Source organism: Staphylococcus sp. GW823-FHT05F06, from assembly GCF_058795495.1.
Window position 1 is genome coordinate 1 of record NZ_JBXAHW010000016.1, and the last position, 17,610, is coordinate 17,610.

20 protein-coding genes are annotated in these 17,610 nt (G+C 32.5%); all 20 read left to right on the forward strand.

What is annotated here, in order from left to right; genetic code table 11:
* Positions 1 to 549: 549 nt before the first annotated feature.
* The 20 genes from AC1Q7N_RS09815 (at position 550) to glmU (ending at position 17,527) form a co-directional block, all read left to right on the forward strand.
* A complete protein-coding gene (locus AC1Q7N_RS09815; protein ID WP_145376536.1) occupies positions 550 to 1,080 on the forward strand; it encodes a GNAT family N-acetyltransferase in 531 nt (176 codons plus the stop codon).
* Between the two features lie 28 nt (positions 1,081 to 1,108).
* On the forward strand, positions 1,109 to 2,446 hold the full coding sequence (locus AC1Q7N_RS09820; protein ID WP_002468604.1) for an aminotransferase class V-fold PLP-dependent enzyme: 1,338 nt from the start codon (positions 1,109 to 1,111) through the stop codon (positions 2,444 to 2,446).
* A gap of 3 nt (positions 2,447 to 2,449) precedes the next feature.
* Positions 2,450 to 3,061 (forward strand): dTMP kinase, encoded by a 612-nt coding sequence (gene tmk, locus AC1Q7N_RS09825; RefSeq protein WP_001832211.1) that lies wholly within the window; start codon positions 2,450 to 2,452, stop codon positions 3,059 to 3,061.
* A 33-nt stretch (positions 3,062 to 3,094) separates the two neighbouring features.
* Complete coding sequence (darA, locus tag AC1Q7N_RS09830; protein WP_001832200.1) at positions 3,095 to 3,424, forward strand: cyclic di-AMP receptor DarA; 330 nt, start codon at positions 3,095 to 3,097, stop codon at positions 3,422 to 3,424.
* 305 nt (positions 3,425 to 3,729) lie between these two features.
* On the forward strand, positions 3,730 to 4,656 hold the full coding sequence (locus tag AC1Q7N_RS09835) for a DNA polymerase III subunit (protein WP_002495126.1): 927 nt from the start codon (positions 3,730 to 3,732) through the stop codon (positions 4,654 to 4,656).
* A gap of 1 nt (position 4,657) precedes the next feature.
* On the forward strand, positions 4,658 to 5,461 hold the full coding sequence (locus AC1Q7N_RS09840; protein ID WP_001832240.1) for a PSP1 domain-containing protein: 804 nt from the start codon (positions 4,658 to 4,660) through the stop codon (positions 5,459 to 5,461).
* 16 nt (positions 5,462 to 5,477) lie between these two features.
* Positions 5,478 to 5,825, forward strand: a complete 348-nt coding sequence (gene yabA, locus AC1Q7N_RS09845) for a DNA replication initiation control protein YabA (RefSeq protein ID WP_001832238.1) — start codon at positions 5,478 to 5,480, stop codon at positions 5,823 to 5,825.
* 95 nt (positions 5,826 to 5,920) lie between these two features.
* Entirely contained in the window at positions 5,921 to 6,646 is a 726-nt protein-coding gene (locus tag AC1Q7N_RS09850; RefSeq protein WP_002457100.1) for a tRNA1(Val) (adenine(37)-N6)-methyltransferase, read from the forward strand.
* Positions 6,639 to 6,887, forward strand: coding sequence for a GIY-YIG nuclease family protein (locus AC1Q7N_RS09855; RefSeq protein ID WP_001832208.1), 249 nt, complete (start codon positions 6,639 to 6,641; stop codon positions 6,885 to 6,887). Before AC1Q7N_RS09850 ends, AC1Q7N_RS09855 begins: the two co-directional genes overlap by 8 nt.
* A 1-nt stretch (position 6,888) precedes the next feature.
* Positions 6,889 to 7,728, forward strand: a complete 840-nt coding sequence (rsmI, locus tag AC1Q7N_RS09860) for a 16S rRNA (cytidine(1402)-2'-O)-methyltransferase (RefSeq protein WP_001832235.1) — start codon at positions 6,889 to 6,891, stop codon at positions 7,726 to 7,728.
* 209 nt (positions 7,729 to 7,937) lie between these two features.
* A complete protein-coding gene (gene metG, locus AC1Q7N_RS09865) occupies positions 7,938 to 9,908 on the forward strand; it encodes a methionine--tRNA ligase (RefSeq protein WP_002457101.1) in 1,971 nt (656 codons plus the stop codon).
* Between the two features lie 27 nt (positions 9,909 to 9,935).
* A complete protein-coding gene (locus AC1Q7N_RS09870; protein WP_002458670.1) occupies positions 9,936 to 10,706 on the forward strand; it encodes a TatD family hydrolase in 771 nt (256 codons plus the stop codon).
* 206 nt (positions 10,707 to 10,912) lie between these two features.
* Positions 10,913 to 11,458: a ribonuclease M5 gene (gene rnmV / locus AC1Q7N_RS09875; protein ID WP_001832196.1), complete on the forward strand. Its 546-nt coding sequence runs from the start codon at positions 10,913 to 10,915 to the stop codon at positions 11,456 to 11,458.
* The gene (gene rsmA / locus AC1Q7N_RS09880; protein ID WP_001832224.1) at positions 11,459 to 12,349 is read left to right on the forward strand and encodes a 16S rRNA (adenine(1518)-N(6)/adenine(1519)-N(6))-dimethyltransferase RsmA; all 891 of its coding nucleotides are present in this window, start codon (positions 11,459 to 11,461) and stop codon (positions 12,347 to 12,349) included.
* Positions 12,350 to 12,448: 99 nt separating this feature from the next.
* Positions 12,449 to 12,712 carry a biofilm formation stimulator Veg gene (gene veg / locus AC1Q7N_RS09885; RefSeq protein ID WP_001832193.1) on the forward strand — a complete coding sequence of 88 codons (264 nt, stop codon included), beginning with the start codon at positions 12,449 to 12,451 and terminating at the stop codon, positions 12,710 to 12,712.
* Between the two features lie 392 nt (positions 12,713 to 13,104).
* Entirely contained in the window at positions 13,105 to 13,953 is an 849-nt protein-coding gene (gene ispE / locus AC1Q7N_RS09890) for a 4-(cytidine 5'-diphospho)-2-C-methyl-D-erythritol kinase (RefSeq protein WP_001832203.1), read from the forward strand.
* A gap of 14 nt (positions 13,954 to 13,967) precedes the next feature.
* Positions 13,968 to 14,792: a pur operon repressor gene (gene purR / locus AC1Q7N_RS09895; RefSeq protein ID WP_001832187.1), complete on the forward strand. Its 825-nt coding sequence runs from the start codon at positions 13,968 to 13,970 to the stop codon at positions 14,790 to 14,792.
* A 21-nt stretch (positions 14,793 to 14,813) separates the two neighbouring features.
* Entirely contained in the window at positions 14,814 to 15,194 is a 381-nt protein-coding gene (locus tag AC1Q7N_RS09900) for a RidA family protein (protein WP_001832217.1), read from the forward strand.
* Positions 15,195 to 15,253: 59 nt separating this feature from the next.
* Positions 15,254 to 15,562 (forward strand): septation regulator SpoVG, encoded by a 309-nt coding sequence (gene spoVG, locus AC1Q7N_RS09905; protein WP_001832195.1) that lies wholly within the window; start codon positions 15,254 to 15,256, stop codon positions 15,560 to 15,562.
* A gap of 609 nt (positions 15,563 to 16,171) precedes the next feature.
* Positions 16,172 to 17,527: a bifunctional UDP-N-acetylglucosamine diphosphorylase/glucosamine-1-phosphate N-acetyltransferase GlmU gene (gene glmU, locus AC1Q7N_RS09910; RefSeq protein ID WP_001832214.1), complete on the forward strand. Its 1,356-nt coding sequence runs from the start codon at positions 16,172 to 16,174 to the stop codon at positions 17,525 to 17,527.
* Positions 17,528 to 17,610 lie beyond the last annotated feature (83 nt).

Consider the following 17,610-nt stretch of genomic DNA (forward strand, 5'->3'; position numbering starts at 1 on the left):
GAACACAGAAGTTAAGCTCCTTAGCGCCGATGGTAGTCGGACTGACGTTCCGCTAGAGTAGGACGTTGCCAGGCAAATATCGTATAGATGCGATGAGCCTAATCGAGACCGAAAGGTCTCTTTTTTTATACAAAAATAGTTCTAAAAAATAGGTTTCTCGGCGAGGAGAAAGTATTAGAAACTTATGAATAAATGAGAGAGACAATGAATTTAGATAATCTAAACGAGTTAATGAACACTATATATAAAGTGAGAGCCTAGCGCTTGTCTTGAGTGAAGGAAACTTCTTAGCATCCGATGATGGTAGTTGGACTAACGTTTCGATAGAATAAGATGTTACCAGACAAAGTACGAGACCGAAAGGTCTCTTTTTTATATCAAATAATTACAATAATTAGGTTTGGGAAAATTTTCTTTTTAATAAAGCAATTTTAAATCGAACATCTAAGTAAGTTGAAATGACAATGATTAAGAAGTTAGTTAAGTATTAGAGAAAATTTGTGTTTTCTAATACACTAGTAATAAATAACAAAAAATTAAGAAAGAGGGATGACTTTGATTATTAGGGCATTGGAGAAGACAGATTTATCATTTATACATCATTTGAATAATGAGTATTCCATTATGTCGTATTGGTTTGAAGAGCCTTATCAATCATTAAGCGAATTAGAAAATTTATATACAAAGCATATTTTAGATGAAACAGAGCGACGTTTCATTGTTGAAGAGGGATCAACATCTGTAGGCGTGGTAGAGTTATTAGAAATTAACTTTATACATAGAACTTGTGAAGTGTTAATTATTATCGATCCGCAGTATGCAAATAATGGGTACGCGAAAAAAGCCTTTAAAATGGCTATTGACTATGCTTTTTTAGTATTAAATATGAATAAGGTATACTTATATGTGGATATTAAGAATGAGAAAGCAGTACATATCTATCAAAGTAATAATTTCGAAATAGAAGGAACGTTAAAGGAACACTTCTATACAAGGGGAGAATATAGAGATTGCTATGTAATGGGCTTGTTAAAAAGGAATTGGGTTAATAAGAATGATGATTTGTCTCATATAAGATGAAAAATTAAATTTAGAGAGAGTTATTAATATGAAAAGACCAATAATTCAAAAATTAAATCACTTGATAGAGAAAAAAGCTATCTCTATGCATGTTCCTGGACATAAAAACATGACAATCGGCTACTTAAATAGGCTTGATTTAGCAATGGATATGACAGAAATTACTGGATTAGATGATATGCATTATCCTGAAGGAATTATTTTAGAAAGCATGGAGAATTTTAGGAAACATAAAAACTATGATGCTTTCTTATTAGTTAACGGAACGACTTCAGGTATATTATCGGTTATCCAAGCGTTTTCGACAAGAAAAGGTAAATATTTAATTAGTAGAAATGTTCATAAATCAGTATTTCACGGTTTAGACATAACACAACAACAAGCGACAATAACTAAGACAGATGTCAGTAAGAAAACGAATCAATATGTAAATCCAAAGATAAATCAAGATAAAAATCAATATTATAAACTTGCCATCTGTACATACCCTAATTATTACGGTGAAACTTTTGATATTTCTCAATATATCAAACAATTACATCACAGAGGGATACCGATATTAGTAGATGAAGCGCATGGTGCACATTTTGGTTTAGATGGATTTCCAGAATCCTCAATGAATTTTAATGCTGATTACGTTGTGCAGTCATATCACAAAACACTCCCTGCACTAACAATGGGATCAGTTATATATATACATAAAGATGCACCATTAAGACAACAAGTCATAGATTATTTAACTTATTTCCAAACGTCAAGTCCTTCGTACCTCATTATGTCTAGTTTAGAATTAGCGAATAAATTTTATAAAGAATATGATTCTACATTATTTGACCAACGAAGAAAGATGTTAATTGATTTATTAGTAAATATGGGATTTACAGTTATAGAACCAGAGGATCCTTTAAAATTGGTTGTGAGTTTTGAGGGTGTTGAAGGTTATGATGTGCAAAAATGGTTTGAGGATAAAGAAATTTATGTAGAATTAGCTGATATGTATCAAGTGTTACTCGTTCTCCCCCTATGGCATGAAGGAGATAAATTTCCTTTTAAGTTGTTGATTGAAAAAATTAGAGAAATTAACGTGCCAAAAAAATGTACGCGCGACATAAAACCTCTTAATTTTATGACGGGTTTTAGCGAATACAAAACTGTTCATTTTCAAAATACGAAAGAAGTGTCTATTAAAAGGGCAGAAGGTAAAGTTTTAGCACAACATATCGTTCCATACCCTCCAGGTATACCGGTGATGTTTAAAGGAGAAGTCGTGACGTCTCATATGATAGACTTATTAAATAAATATGATAAACAAAATATTAAAGTTGAAGGTTTAAATCATAAAAAAATATTAGTTAAGGATGAATAAGAAATGTCTACATTTATAACGTTTGAAGGTCCAGAAGGAGCAGGAAAGACCTCAGTAATTAAAAAAGTAAGCGAAAGATTAGCTAAAGAATATGATATTGTTACAACACGTGAACCTGGTGGAGTATTAACTAGTGAAGAAATACGTCGTATTGTACTTGATGGAGATAGTATAGACATTCGAACTGAAGCTATGCTGTTCGCTGCATCTAGACGTGAACACCTTGTTGAAAAGATTATCCCATCTTTACAGGCAGGTAAAATTGTCCTTTGTGATAGATATATTGATAGTTCATTGGCTTATCAAGGTTATGCAAGGGGTATAGGAATTAAAGAAGTAAAATTATTAAATGAATTTGCAATTAATGGTTTGTATCCAGACTTAACGATTTATTTAGATGTTGATGCGGAAATTGGTCGTCAAAGAATTCTAAAAAATAACAGAGAACAAAACAGATTAGATAAAGAGGAAAAAGCTTTTCATGAAAAAGTGATCGAAGGATATCAAAAAGTGATTAGTGATAATCCTCATCGGTTTATTAAAGTCAATGCTAACCATAGTTTGGATAAAGTTGTTGAAGAAACATACCAATCTATCATCAAATATTTAAAATAATTATGATATAATGATAAAAAGAGGTGTATAAAAATGAAAATGATTATAGCGATCGTTCAAGATCAAGATAGTCAAGAGCTTTCAGACCAACTCGTAAAAAACAATTTCAGAGCTACAAAGTTAGCAACTACTGGTGGATTTTTAAGAGCAGGCAATACAACTTTCTTATGTGGGGTTAAGGATGACCGTGTCGACGAGGTTCTATCTGTCATTGATAATACTTGTGGTAATAGAGACCAACTTGTTTCACCAATAACACCAATGGGTGGTAGTGCAGATTCATATATTCCTTATCCAGTTGAAGTTGAAGTAGGTGGCGCGACAGTATTTGTAATGCCGATTGAAGCATTTCATCAATTCTAGTTGTTTATAAAAAATCTACTTTTCATTTACATATTTATGTTAACGAAAAGTGTTTAAAATGTAATTATTATAGATGTATTTTTTATTTGGCTACTTGAAATGTAGTTTGAGATTGAAGGCATATTCATTCAAAATTTATACTTCATCCTTTGAGTTTTTAGCGTGAAAGTTAGTAATTATATGCGTTTAATTCAAGGAATGCAGTTGCTAATTCGAAATTGTTTGAAGACGATGCTCAACAGTCTAGAACTATCATTTAAGTAGTCTTTTTACATAATGAATATCATAAAGGGAGTAAGTCGCTTATGGATGAACAACAACAGTTAGCTAACGCATATCATTCTAACAAATTGTCACATGCATATTTGTTTGAGGGTGATGATGCACAAACGATGAAACGTGTCGCAATCCATTTTACTAAATTAATTCTTTGTAATAATAGTAATCAATGCGAACTGAAAGTTGATACTTTTAATCATCCTGACTTTTCATATGTGTCTTCTGATGAAAATACAATTAAAAAAGAACAAATTGAACAACTTGTTCATCATATGAACCAACTACCTATTGAGGGTCAATATAAAGTATATATTATTGAAGATTTTGAAAAATTAACTGTTCAAGGGGAAAATAGTATACTAAAATTTTTAGAAGAGCCCCCTGATAATACAATTGCGATACTTTTATCAACGAAACCGGAACAAATATTAGACACTATACATTCAAGATGTCAGCATGTATATTTTAAGCCTATTGATAAGCGGCAGTTTATAGAGCGTTTAGTAGAGATGTCAATAGCAAGACCGGTAGCAGAAATGCTAAGTACCTATACAACTCAAATAGAAGTAGCATCGTCGTTAAATGAGGAATTTGATTTAGTTACTTTAAGAAAATCAATCATCAGATGGTGTCAATTAATATTATCTAATAAAGCTATGGCTCTTATAGGTGTCATTGAGTTATTAAAACAAGCTAAGAATCGTAAATTACAATTACTTACTTTATCAGCCGTCAATGGCTTTTTCGAAGATATAATGCATGCAAAGATAGAAATGGATAATTATTATACATTTAGTGATTTAACTGAAGAAATTGAAAATTATGCAAATCAATTAACTTTTAATCAATTAATCCTCATGTATGATCAGATTACTGAAGCGCATAAAAAGTTAAATCAAAATGTTAATCCAACACTTGTTTTTGAACAAATAGTAATAAAAGGTGTGATTTAAAATGCCCAATGTTGTAGGTGTTCAGTTTCAAAAAGCAGGGAAATTAGAATACTACGCCCCGAATCAATTAGATGTAGAGGTTGGTGACTGGGTTGTTGTCCAATCTAAAAGAGGTATAGAAATTGGCCACGTAAAGTTTCCATTACGTGAAGTTGATGTAGAAGATGTCACATTACCGCTAAAAAATATCATTCGTAAAATGAATGAAGATGATCAAGAAACATATTATCGTAATGAACGCGATGCCAATGATGCGTTAGAATTATGTAAAAAAGTAGTTAAAGATCAGCAATTAGATATGCGATTAGTTAATTGTGAATATACATTAGATAAATCTAAAGTGATTTTTAATTTTACCGCAGATGATCGCATTGATTTTCGCAAACTTGTTAAAGTTTTAGCTCAAAATCTAAAGACTAGAATAGAATTACGTCAAATTGGGGTAAGAGATGAAGCGAAATTATTGGGTGGTATCGGTCCTTGTGGACGTTCTTTATGTTGTTCTACATTTTTAGGAGATTTCGAACCTGTATCCATTAAAATGGCGAAAGATCAGAACCTATCATTAAATCCAACTAAGATTTCAGGAGCTTGTGGTAGATTGATGTGTTGTCTTAAATATGAAAATGACTACTATGAAGAGGCTCGAACTCAATTACCTGATGTTGGAGATATGATTCAAACACCAGATGGTCACGGAAAAGTGATAGGATTAAATATTTTAGATATTTCTATGCAAGTTAAAATAGAGGGTCTAGAACAACCTTTAGAATATAAAATGGAAGAGATAGAAGTATTGAATTAAGGAGGTTGAATAACCTTTGAATCGAAACGAATTATTCGAAAGACTTATGAAATTAGAACATCACGTTGAACAACTTACAACCGACATGTCAGAACTTAAAGATTTAACAGTCGAACTTGTTGAGGAGAATGTTGCTTTGCAAGTTGAAAATGAAAATTTAAAACGATTGATGAACAAAACTGAAGAATCGGTTGAAACTCACTTAGATAAAGATAATTATAAGCATGTAAAAACACCATCTCCAAGTAAAGATAATTTAGCAATGTTATATCGTGAAGGTTTTCATATTTGTAAGGGTGAATTATTCGGGAAACATCGTCATGGTGAAGATTGCTTATTATGCCTTAATGTGTTGAGTGATTAATTCTTTCGATAAATAAATGTTTAAATATAAGGATGTATTATAAGTGTGTAGTTTAAGTCATACTGTAATAACATCCTTTTTTTAGGAGTAAAGATATGTTAGAAGATAATGAACGCGTTGACCATTTAATAAAAGAAGGATATGAGATTATACAAAATGATGAAGTATTCTCTTTTTCTACTGATGCCCTATTGTTAGGGTATTTAACCGAAGTTCGCAAAAATGATAAAGTTATGGATTTATGCTCCGGCAATGGTGTTATTCCATTATTATTAGCTGCTAAATCAACTCAACCTATTGAAGGAATAGAAATACAAGAGCAACTAGTGAGTATGGCACGTCGCAGTTTTAAATTGAATGATTTGAACGATAGACTAACTATGCACCATATGGATTTAAAAGATGTATATCAAACATTTCAACCTGCTCAATATACATTAGTGACTTGTAATCCTCCTTATTTTAAAATGAATCAAAATCATCAACATCAAAAAGAAGCACATAAAATAGCACGTCACGAAATAATGTGTAATCTTAAAGATTGTATTGAAGCTGCAAGACATTTACTTAAAGAGGGTGGTCGTTTTATTATGGTTCATCGAGCGGAAAGGCTAATGGATGTCTTAACCGAATTAAGACATGGTAAAATTGAGCCTAAAGCACTGACGTTAGTGTATAGTAAACATGATAAGCCTGCACAAACAATTGTTGTGGAAGGAAGAAAAGGTGGTAACCAAGGTTTAGATATACGTAATCCATTATACATATATAATGAGGATGGATCATATAGCGATGAGATGAAAGGTGTTTATTATGGATAAACATTTTGTTTATATTGTTAAATGTAATGACGGAAGTTTATATACAGGCTATGCTAAAGATGTAAATGCACGCGTAATAAAGCATAATAACGGTAAGGGTGCTAAATATACAAAAATAAGACGGCCGGTAGAGTTAGTTTATCAAGAAACATATACAACGAAATCGGAAGCATTGAAACGTGAATATGAAATTAAAACATATACTAGACAACAAAAGTTAAAAATGATACAGGAGGGATAACATGACAACTTTATATTTAGTAGGAACACCAATTGGAAATCTTGGTGATATTACATTTCGAGCTATAGAAACATTAAAAAAAGTTGATGTGATTGCATGTGAAGATACACGTGTAACACGGAAATTGTGTAATCATTATGAAATACAAACACCTCTAAAGTCGTATCATGAACATAATAAAGAACAACAAACTGACTATTTAATCAAGCAGTTACAAACTGGCTTAAATATAGCGTTAGTATCAGATGCTGGGTTGCCATTAATTAGTGATCCAGGATATGAATTGGTTGTCGAAGCACGTAAAAATAATATAAATATAGAAACAGTACCAGGTCCTAATGCTGGGTTGACTGCACTTATGTCAAGTGGATTACCATCTTTCACATACACATTTTTAGGTTTTTTGCCAAGAAAAGAAAAAGAAAAAATTGAAGTGCTTGAGGATAGAATGTTTCAAAATAGTACTTTAATACTTTATGAATCGCCTTATAGGGTTACTGATACTTTGAAAGCAATAGCTAAAATAGATTCACAAAGATGGATTACTGTTGGTAGAGAGCTAACGAAGAAATTTGAACAAGTTCTTACACTTACAGTTGATGATATGTTGAAATTGATTAATCATGACAAATTACCTCTTAAAGGTGAGTTTGTGATACTGATTGAAGGTGCATTACCTAAGAGTGGTGAATCATGGTTTGAAAGCTATACGGTTAAAGAACATGTTGATTATTATATTGAAACCAAACATGTTAAACCTAAAAAAGCAATTAAATTTGTCGCTACAGATCGACATATGAAGACGGGTGACATATATAATATTTATCATAATATTGATTAAAAATGTGTTAAACACTTTACTTTATAATGACTTAATTATTGTAAAAAACCCATAGCGTGTTGATTTTATGGTATTGTAGTAAAGATGATGACAATTAATTTTCAATTGATGCGAATTTTTCAAACTGATACATAACGGTACGCGACTTCATTGAAAAGAAAAATAAATTTAGATATCATTTATTATGTAATTAATGAGGAGGACCAGTGATGGCTAAAGATACATTTTATATAACAACCCCAATATACTATCCGAGCGGGAACCTACACATCGGTCATGCATACTCTACAGTCGCAGGCGACGTGATAGCTCGCTATAAAAGAATGCAAGGCTATGATGTTCGTTATTTAACTGGCACTGATGAGCACGGTCAAAAAATCCAAGAAAAAGCTCAAAAAGCTGGCAAAACAGAACTAGAATACTTAGATGAAATGATTTCAGGTATTAAAAACTTATGGAGTAAACTTGAGATTTCTAATGATGATTTTATTCGAACTACAGAAGAGCGTCATAAGCAAGTCGTTGAGAAAGTGTTTGAGCGATTATTAAAACAAGGTGACATTTATTTAGGTGAATACGAAGGTTGGTATTCTGTTCCTGATGAAACATATTATACAGAGTCACAACTTGTTGACCCTGTTTATGAAAACGGCAAAATTGTAGGTGGTAAAAGTCCTGATTCTGGTCACGAAGTCGAACTTGTAAAAGAAGAAAGCTATTTCTTCAACATTAATAAATATACAGACCGCTTATTAGAATTTTACGATGAAAATCCAGACTTTATACAACCACCATCTAGAAAAAATGAAATGATTAATAACTTTATCAAACCAGGTTTAGAAGATTTAGCAGTATCACGTACATCATTCGATTGGGGTGTACGTGTACCATCTAATCCTAAACATGTTGTATACGTGTGGATTGATGCACTTGTTAATTATATTTCTTCATTAGGTTATCTATCTGATGATGAAACATTATTTAATAAATATTGGCCAGCAGACATACACTTGATGGCTAAAGAAATTGTACGTTTCCACTCTATTATATGGCCAATATTGTTAATGGCGTTGGATTTACCACTTCCTAAAAAAGTTTTTGCACACGGTTGGATTTTAATGAAAGATGGTAAAATGAGTAAATCTAAAGGTAATGTCGTAGATCCTAATGTATTAATTGATCGTTATGGTCTTGATGCGACACGTTATTACTTAATGCGTGAATTACCGTTTGGTTCTGATGGCGTATTTACACCGGAAGCCTTTGTTGAAAGAACAAATTACGATCTTGCGAATGATTTAGGTAATCTAGTGAATCGTACTATCTCTATGATAAACAAATATTTCCACGGCGAATTACCTGCATACCAAGGTCCAAAACATGAATTGGATGAAAAAATGGAAGCGATGGCGCTTGAAACTGTTAAATCATTCAATGATAATATGGAAAGTTTACAATTTTCTGTTGCTTTATCAACAGTATGGAAATTTATTAGTCGTACAAACAAATATATTGATGAAACTCAACCTTGGGTTCTTGCAAAAGATGAAAATCAACGTGAGATGCTTGGTAATGTAATGGCACATCTTGTCGAGAACATTCGTTTCGCTACAATCTTATTACAACCATTCTTGACGCATGCACCTAGAGAGATATTTAAGCAACTTAATATTAACAATCCGGATTTACATCAATTAGATAGTCTGCAACAATATGGTATGTTGTCAGAGGCAATTACTGTAACTGAAAAGCCAACACCAATTTTCCCAAGATTAGACACTGAAGCAGAAATTGCTTATATCAAAGAATCAATGCAACCACCTAAATCAATAAAACAGTCTGATGAACCCGGTAAAGAGCAAATTGATATCAAAGATTTTGATAAAGTTGAAATCAAAGCAGCAACCATTATTGATGCGGAAAATGTAAAAAAATCGGAGAAACTATTAAAAATAAAAGTTGAATTAGATAATGAACAACGTCAAATAGTATCTGGTATAGCTAAGTTTTATCGTCCGGAAGACATTATTGGTAAAAAAGTTGCAGTTGTTACTAATTTAAAACCAGCTAAATTGATGGGACAAAAATCCGAAGGTATGATTTTGTCAGCTGAAAAAGATGGCGTACTTACCTTGATAAGCTTGCCTAGCGCAATTCCAAATGGTGCAGTAATTAAATAGTATAATCTAAGGATAGGAGAGATAATGATGTTAATCGATACGCATGTACATTTAAATGATGAACAATATGATGAGGATTTAAATGAAGTGATATCTCGTGCGAGAGAAGCAGGCGTAGATAGAATGTTTGTAGTAGGTTTTGATACACCTACTATTGAACGTACTATGGAGCTAATAGATAAGTATGACTTTATCTATGGTATTATCGGTTGGCATCCTGTTGATGCAATAGATTGTACTGATGAAAGATTGGAATGGATAGAAAGTCTTTCTAAACATCCTAAAATTATTGGTATTGGTGAGATGGGGTTAGATTATCATTGGGATAAATCACCTTCTGATGTACAAAAAGAGGTATTTAAAAAGCAAATTGCATTAGCTAAACGTGTTCAATTACCTATTATTATTCATAATCGTGAAGCGACTCAAGATTGCATAGATATTTTGATTGAAGAACATGCAGAAGAAGTGGGCGGAATAATGCATAGTTTTAGTGCTTCACCTGAAATTGCTGATGTCGTGATTAATAAATTGAACTTCTATGTTTCGCTTGGAGGACCCGTCACTTTCAAAAATGCAAAACAACCAAAAGAAGTTGCTAAACACGTACCAATGGATCGTTTGTTATGCGAGACAGATGCCCCGTATCTATCCCCGCACCCTTATAGAGGTAAACGTAATGAACCAGAACGTGTTACTTTAGTAGCACAACAAATTGCAGATTTGCGTGGTATGACTTATGAAGAGGTCTGTCGCCAAACAACCGAAAATGCTGAACGTTTATTCAATTTGAATTAACTCAATGAATTTTTAGTGGGAAAGGTGTCTAACTTTAAAAAGATGAGGAACATCACTTTTTTATAAGTTTAAGATATCTTTCTCATTTTTTTAATTTAAACTGAGGTTAGTGTAAGAAATTATGATTTGATAGTTATTATTTTAATATTGCCAAAAGATTCTATAAAATTAATAATTAAGATATCAATATTGTGGAAGGTTAATTTATGAAAATAAACGAATTTATTGTTGTTGAAGGTAAAGATGATACTGAACGAGTAAAAAGTGCTGTAGATTGTGATACTATTGAAACAAACGGTAGTGCAATTGATACATATACTTTAGAAGTGATACAACACGCGCAGCAAACTAGAGGTGTGATTGTACTGACAGATCCAGATTTCCCAGGTGATAAAATTAGAAATACTATACGGGAACATGTTTCTGGTGTTAAACACGCATATGTAGATAGAGAAAAGGCCAAAAGTAAAAGAGGTAAAATAGGAATAGAACATGCAAACATTAAAGATATTCAAGAAGCATTAATGCATGTAAGTTCACCACTTGAAGAAGCTAAAGAAACTATTGATAAAAGTGTACTCATTGATTTGGGATTAATTATCGGTAAAGATGCAAGATACCGTAGAAATATCTTAGGTCGAAAATTACACATCGGTCACTCTAATGGAAAGCAATTATTAAAGAAACTTAATGCTTTTGGCTATACTGAAGACGATGTCAGAAAAGCGCTATTTGAAGAAGAGGAGAATTAAATGGAATATAAAGATATAGCAACACCATCTCGAACACGTGCTTTGCTTGATCAATATGGGTTTAATTTTAAGAAAAGTTTAGGACAAAATTTTCTAATAGATGTAAATATCATTAATAAAATTATCGAAGCGAGTCATATAGATTGTACAACGGGTGTAATTGAAGTTGGACCAGGTATGGGATCATTGACTGAACAACTTGCAAAGAATGCTAAGAAGGTGATGGCTTTTGAAATTGATCAAAGATTAATACCTGTGCTTAAAGATACACTTTCACCATACGATAATGTAACAATTATCAATGAAGATATACTTAAAGCTGATATTGCTAAAGCTGTAGATACACATCTACAAGATTGTGACAAGATTATGGTTGTTGCTAATTTACCGTATTATATTACCACACCTATTTTACTTAATTTGATGCAACAGGATGTACCTATTGATGGTTTTGTCGTAATGATGCAAAAAGAGGTAGGAGAACGTTTGAACGCTCAAGTAGGTACCAAAGCATACGGTTCGTTATCGATTGTTGCTCAATACTATACGGAGACAAGTAAAGTTTTAACAGTTCCTAAAACTGTATTTATGCCTCCTCCAAACGTTGATTCTATCGTTGTAAAATTGATGCAACGCCAAGAACCACTTGTACAGGTTGATGATGAGGAAGGCTTTTTTAAGTTAGCAAAGGCCGCTTTTGCACAACGACGTAAAACAATTAATAATAACTACCAAAACTTCTTTAAAGATGGTAAGAAGAATAAAGAAACTATACGACAGTGGCTAGAAAGCGCTGGTATTGATCCTAAAAGACGTGGAGAAACACTCACGATTCAAGATTTCGCCACATTATATGAACAAAAGAAAAAATTCTCCGAATTAACAAATTAAAATGTTGACAAAGGCCCTTCACATTGATAAAATTTAAATTTTATTTGACGAAAACGACTCAAATATGGTAAAATGTAATGTGTAGTGAGGTGGGGCAATATGCCAAAATCAATTTTGGACATCAAAAATTCTATTGATTGTCATTTAGGAAATCGTATTGTACTTAAAGCCAATGGTGGACGTAAAAAGACAATTGAACGATCAGGGGTTTTAAAAGAAACATATCCATCTGTTTTTATTGTCGAATTAGATCAAGATAAACACAACTTTGAACGCGTATCTTATACATACACTGATGTGCTTACAGAAAATGTACAAGTTTCATTTGAAGAAGATAATCATCAAGAAGCAGTTGCACACTAACAAAAACATAATTTATGAGCGTCGTCGATAACTCTAAATTTAATATTTTTTATTTAAGGTGAGTCTGGACATTGAATATATGTTCAGACTCTTTGTTATTGTAGTCTTTATTTATTCCCATTTTCATGAGATTATGCAACTTACGTTTATTATTAATACACAATTCATTTAAATTAAACGAATAACCATTTGAATAAGTCCAATTTTTGTAATATCCAAAAGTGATTCGCTTTAGTTGTTAAATATATTTTTAAATATTGAAAATGCGTATGTTGAGTGTTAAAAAATTACTCTTCATTAAGATTTTACGAGAAATTGCACATAATCTATCAAATATTTAAAGGCTTTATGTTAAAATCATTTTAATAACAATTCAAAGCGAGGGCGGAAAAATGATATATGAAACTGCGCCAGCTAAGATAAATTTTACGCTCGACACCCTTTTTAAAAGAGATGATGGTTATCATGAAATTGAAATGGTGATGACAACAGTTGATTTAAATGATCGATTATCTTTTGAAAAGCGAACTGATAATAAAATTGTTGTCGATATTGAGCATAATTATGTTCCTAACGATAATAAAAACCTTGCGTATAAAGCAGCTGATTTAATGTTTGAGAGATTTAATATTAATGAAGGTGTGACAATTTCAATCGATAAAGATATACCAGTTTCAGCTGGACTTGCAGGTGGTTCTGCGGATGCTGCCGCTACAATGAGAGGATTGAATCGATTGTTTGGTTTAGGTCAATCTTTAGACGCTTTAGCTGCATTAGGCATACAAATAGGCACAGACATACCTTTTTGTATTTATAACCAAACTGCTGTGTGTACGGGGCGTGGCGAGCAAGTAACTTTCCTAAAAAGACCACCTTCTGCATGGGTTGTTTTAGCTAAGCCTAACATCGGAATTTCATCACCTGATGTATTTAAAGCACTAGATTTAACTGAAGAACATATAGTTCATAATGAAAAGTGTAAGCAAGCTTTAGAGAACAATGATTATCATTTATTATGCAATAGTCTTTCTAACCGGTTAGAGCCTGTTTCTATGGCTATGCATCCTGACATTAAAAAGATTAAAGATAACATGCTACAATGTGGTGCTGATGGTGCTTTGATGAGTGGAAGCGGTCCTACTGTTTACGGGCTAGCTCAAAAAGAAAGACAAGCTAAAAATATTTATAATGCAGTGAATGGTTGTTGTAATGAAGTTTACTTAGTAAGATTATTAGGATAGAAGGGTTTGAAAAGATGAGATATAAAAGAAGCGAACGTATTGTATTTATGACACAATACCTCATGAACCACCCAAATAAGTTGATACCCCTCACTTATTTTGTAAAGAAATTTAAACAAGCAAAATCGTCAATTAGTGAAGACGTTCAAATCATTAAAAATACGTTTCAAAATGAAAAATTAGGAACTATTATTACTACAGCAGGTGCTAGCGGTGGAGTAACCTATAAGCCTATGATGAGTAAATCAGAGGCCACAGAGGTTGTTGATGAGGTGATAGAGCAATTACAAGAGAAAGACCGTTTGCTACCTGGAGGATATTTATTTTTATCCGATTTAGTTGGTAATCCTTCTCTATTAAATAAAGTAGGTAAGTTAATTGCTAGTATATATATGAACGAAGAACTTGATGCTGTTGTTACCATAGCGACTAAAGGGATATCACTTGCGAATGCAGTCGCAAACGTATTAAATTTACCTGTAGTGGTTATAAGAAAGGACAATAAAGTTACAGAAGGTTCTACGGTTTCAATCAATTATGTTTCAGGATCATCTAGAAAAATAGAAACAATGGTGTTATCGAAACGAACTTTAGCTGAGAATTCTAATGTCCTCGTAGTAGACGATTTTATGAGGGCTGGTGGCTCAATTAATGGAGTAATGAATTTAATGAATGAGTTTAAAGCCCATGTAAAAGGGGTATCAGTACTTGTAGAATCAAAAGAAGTAAAACAAAGATTAATTGAAGATTATACTTCCTTAGTCAGATTGTCAGATGTCGACGAGTACAACCAAGAATTTAAAGTGGAACCAGGCAACAGTTTGTCTAAATTTTCTTAAAAAAGGAGTGTCAAATTCATCATGAAAATAATCAACTCAGATAAGGTACCCGAAGCACTAGGCCCATATTCGCATGCAACTGTTATAAACGGTTTTGTCTTTACATCAGGTCAAATTCCACTCACACTTGATGGAACAATTGTTAGCGATGATGTTCAAGAACAAACTAAGCAAGTTTTAGAAAATTTAACTGTGGTATTAAAAGAAGCAGGTTCTGATTTGAATTCTGTTGTTAAAGCGACAATCTATATTTCTGATATGAATGATTTTCAACAAATTAATCAAATCTATGGAAACTATTTCGTCGAACACCAACCAGCTCGTAGTTGTGTTGAAGTGTCACGGTTGCCTAAAGACGTAAAGGTAGAAATTGAATTGATAGGTAAAGTGAAGGAATTATAATTTTCTTAAAAGTTGTCAAGCTTCTAATAACATAAAGATATACTAGGGGGGCTCACTACATGAAAGTGACAGATGTAAGACTTAGAAAAATACAAACAGACGGCAGAATGAAAGCACTCGTTTCCATTACGCTAGATGAAGCTTTTGTAATTCATGATTTACGTGTAATTGAAGGAAACTCAGGTCTTTTCGTCGCAATGCCAAGTAAACGTACACCAGATGGTGAATTCCGTGACATCGCGCATCCTATCAATTCTGATATGAGACAAGAAATCCAAGATGCAGTGATGAAAGTATATGATGAAACTGATGAAGTTATTCCAGACAAAAATGCTACTTCAGATAACGAAGAATCAGACGAAGCTTAATTAAAGAAATGTATTCATTTATAAAATAAGCCTGGGACATTGATGATATATTGTCTCAGGCATTTTAATGTATTGTTAGTCAATGGCAAAATTAGTAATGATTGTGTAATGGATTACTTGAAATTTATACCATATTGTTCGGGAGGGACTGCGACTTCTTATTGAAGTTGTAGTCCCTCCGTTATTTTTAATGTACTTTGTATTTCCATAAACGAAAACGAAATAAACATTTAACGATAAATAAGAATTATAGAAGTAAAATACTGATATGTTTCTCTGACAACAATTCATCTATAAAAATTTACTTATGATAGACGTAATTAATATGTCTGTATGATTATAACTTTATCGTCATAAATTATGATTGATAATATGATGATTTAGACACTGAAATAAAATACCAATGATTAATAAAGAGGTTGAATATGTAATGTAACTGTTGGGTTTGATGACCTCGTTTTCCTTATTAAAGCATAACAACTTATTTGAATTTCTAAAATTATCAAACCTTTAATGAATGATTAACAAAACCTTTTATAAGTTGAAACTCTCTTTGTTATTCAACTATAATAACTATGAAGTGTAAATTTTAATGGAGGGTTAGCATTCATGCAAAGACATGCGATTATTCTGGCAGCAGGTAAGGGCACAAGAATGAAATCAAAGAAATATAAAGTGCTCCATGAGGTTGCTGGCAAACCAATGGTTGAACATGTGCTTAACAACGTAAAACAAGCTGGCGTTGATCAAATTGTAACTATTATTGGTCATGGCGCTGAGAGTGTGAAAGATACATTGGGTAATCAATCATTATATAGTTTTCAGGATAAACAACTTGGAACAGCTCATGCTGTGAAAATGGCACATGAACATTTAGCAGATAAAGAAGGAACTACTCTAGTAGTATGTGGAGATACACCACTTATTACATACCAAACTTTACAATCACTTATTGAACATCATGAAAGTACACAATCACATGTTACTGTATTATCTGCTTCTACTATCAATCCTTATGGTTATGGACGAATTATTAGAAATCATAATGGAATATTAGAGCGTATTGTTGAAGAGAAAGACGCAAATGACTCAGAACGTGCGATTAAAGAAATTAGTTCAGGTATTTTTGCCTTTAATAATCGAGTACTATTTGAGAAGTTAGAACAAGTTAAAAATGATAATGCTCAAGGAGAATATTATTTACCTGATGTTTTGTCTTTAATTTTAAAAGACGGAGGTAAAGCTGAAGTTTATTGTACCGAAGATTTTGATGAAATCATTGGTGTTAATGATCGTTTGATGTTAAGTGAAGCTGAAAAGGCTTTGCAACAACGTATCAATCGCTATCATATGGAAAATGGTGTGACAATCATTGATCCTAGTTCAACATTTATTGGAACAGATGTGAAAATTGGAATAGATACAACTATTGAACCGGGCGTGCGCATCGGAGGTCATACAACGATTGAAGAAGATGTGTGGATAGGCCAATACTCTGAAATTAATAATAGCACAATTCATTCGAATGCTAACATAAAACAATCGGTTATCAATGACTCTATTGTTGGAGAGAACACAACAGTTGGACCTTTCGCTCAACTACGCCCAGGATCTAATTTAGGTTCTGAAGTTAAAGTAGGAAACTTTGTTGAAGTGAAGAAAGCAGATATTAAAGATGGTGCTAAAGTATCACACTTGAGCTACATTGGAGATGCTGAAATAGGTGAGCGTACAAATATCGGATGTGGTTCTATCACTGTAAACTATGACGGCGCTAACAAATTTAAAACAATAGTAGGTAAAGATGCTTTTATAGGATGTAATACGAACCTTATAGCACCTGTAACAGTAGGTAATCATACTCTTATTGCAGCTGGATCCACAATTACAGATAATATCCCTGAAGATAGTTTAGCATTAGCGCGTGCAAGACAAGTAAATAAAGAGGGCTACCTAAAAAAATAGTTCTTGCCCTGAATTGCTATCGTATATGCAGTTTTAAATGAATTTATAAAATTGTAATAATTTTGATTGTACATCTATCATAG

Excerpts from the sequence above, each read along its gene's own strand:
- AC1Q7N_RS09820 (WP_002468604.1), top strand. The coding sequence starts at position 1,109 with ATGAAAAGACCAATAATTCAAAAATTAAATCACTTGATAGAGAAAAAA.
- rsmI (WP_001832235.1), top strand. The coding sequence starts at position 6,889 with ATGACAACTTTATATTTAGTAGGAACACCAATTGGAAATCTTGGTGAT.
- AC1Q7N_RS09815 (WP_145376536.1), top strand. The coding sequence starts at position 550 with ATGACTTTGATTATTAGGGCATTGGAGAAGACAGATTTATCATTTATA.
- purR (WP_001832187.1), top strand. The coding sequence starts at position 13,968 with ATGAGATATAAAAGAAGCGAACGTATTGTATTTATGACACAATACCTC.
- metG (WP_002457101.1), top strand. The coding sequence starts at position 7,938 with ATGGCTAAAGATACATTTTATATAACAACCCCAATATACTATCCGAGC.
- AC1Q7N_RS09835 (WP_002495126.1), top strand. The coding sequence starts at position 3,730 with ATGGATGAACAACAACAGTTAGCTAACGCATATCATTCTAACAAATTG.
- AC1Q7N_RS09855 (WP_001832208.1), top strand. The coding sequence starts at position 6,639 with ATGGATAAACATTTTGTTTATATTGTTAAATGTAATGACGGAAGTTTA.
- AC1Q7N_RS09840 (WP_001832240.1), top strand. The coding sequence starts at position 4,658 with ATGCCCAATGTTGTAGGTGTTCAGTTTCAAAAAGCAGGGAAATTAGAA.
- glmU (WP_001832214.1), top strand. The coding sequence starts at position 16,172 with ATGCAAAGACATGCGATTATTCTGGCAGCAGGTAAGGGCACAAGAATG.
- veg (WP_001832193.1), top strand. The coding sequence starts at position 12,449 with ATGCCAAAATCAATTTTGGACATCAAAAATTCTATTGATTGTCATTTA.
- ispE (WP_001832203.1), top strand. The coding sequence starts at position 13,105 with ATGATATATGAAACTGCGCCAGCTAAGATAAATTTTACGCTCGACACC.
- AC1Q7N_RS09900 (WP_001832217.1), top strand. The coding sequence starts at position 14,814 with ATGAAAATAATCAACTCAGATAAGGTACCCGAAGCACTAGGCCCATAT.
- AC1Q7N_RS09870 (WP_002458670.1), top strand. The coding sequence starts at position 9,936 with ATGTTAATCGATACGCATGTACATTTAAATGATGAACAATATGATGAG.
- tmk (WP_001832211.1), top strand. The coding sequence starts at position 2,450 with ATGTCTACATTTATAACGTTTGAAGGTCCAGAAGGAGCAGGAAAGACC.
- rnmV (WP_001832196.1), top strand. The coding sequence starts at position 10,913 with ATGAAAATAAACGAATTTATTGTTGTTGAAGGTAAAGATGATACTGAA.
- darA (WP_001832200.1), top strand. The coding sequence starts at position 3,095 with ATGAAAATGATTATAGCGATCGTTCAAGATCAAGATAGTCAAGAGCTT.
- rsmA (WP_001832224.1), top strand. The coding sequence starts at position 11,459 with ATGGAATATAAAGATATAGCAACACCATCTCGAACACGTGCTTTGCTT.
- spoVG (WP_001832195.1), top strand. The coding sequence starts at position 15,254 with ATGAAAGTGACAGATGTAAGACTTAGAAAAATACAAACAGACGGCAGA.
- AC1Q7N_RS09850 (WP_002457100.1), top strand. The coding sequence starts at position 5,921 with ATGTTAGAAGATAATGAACGCGTTGACCATTTAATAAAAGAAGGATAT.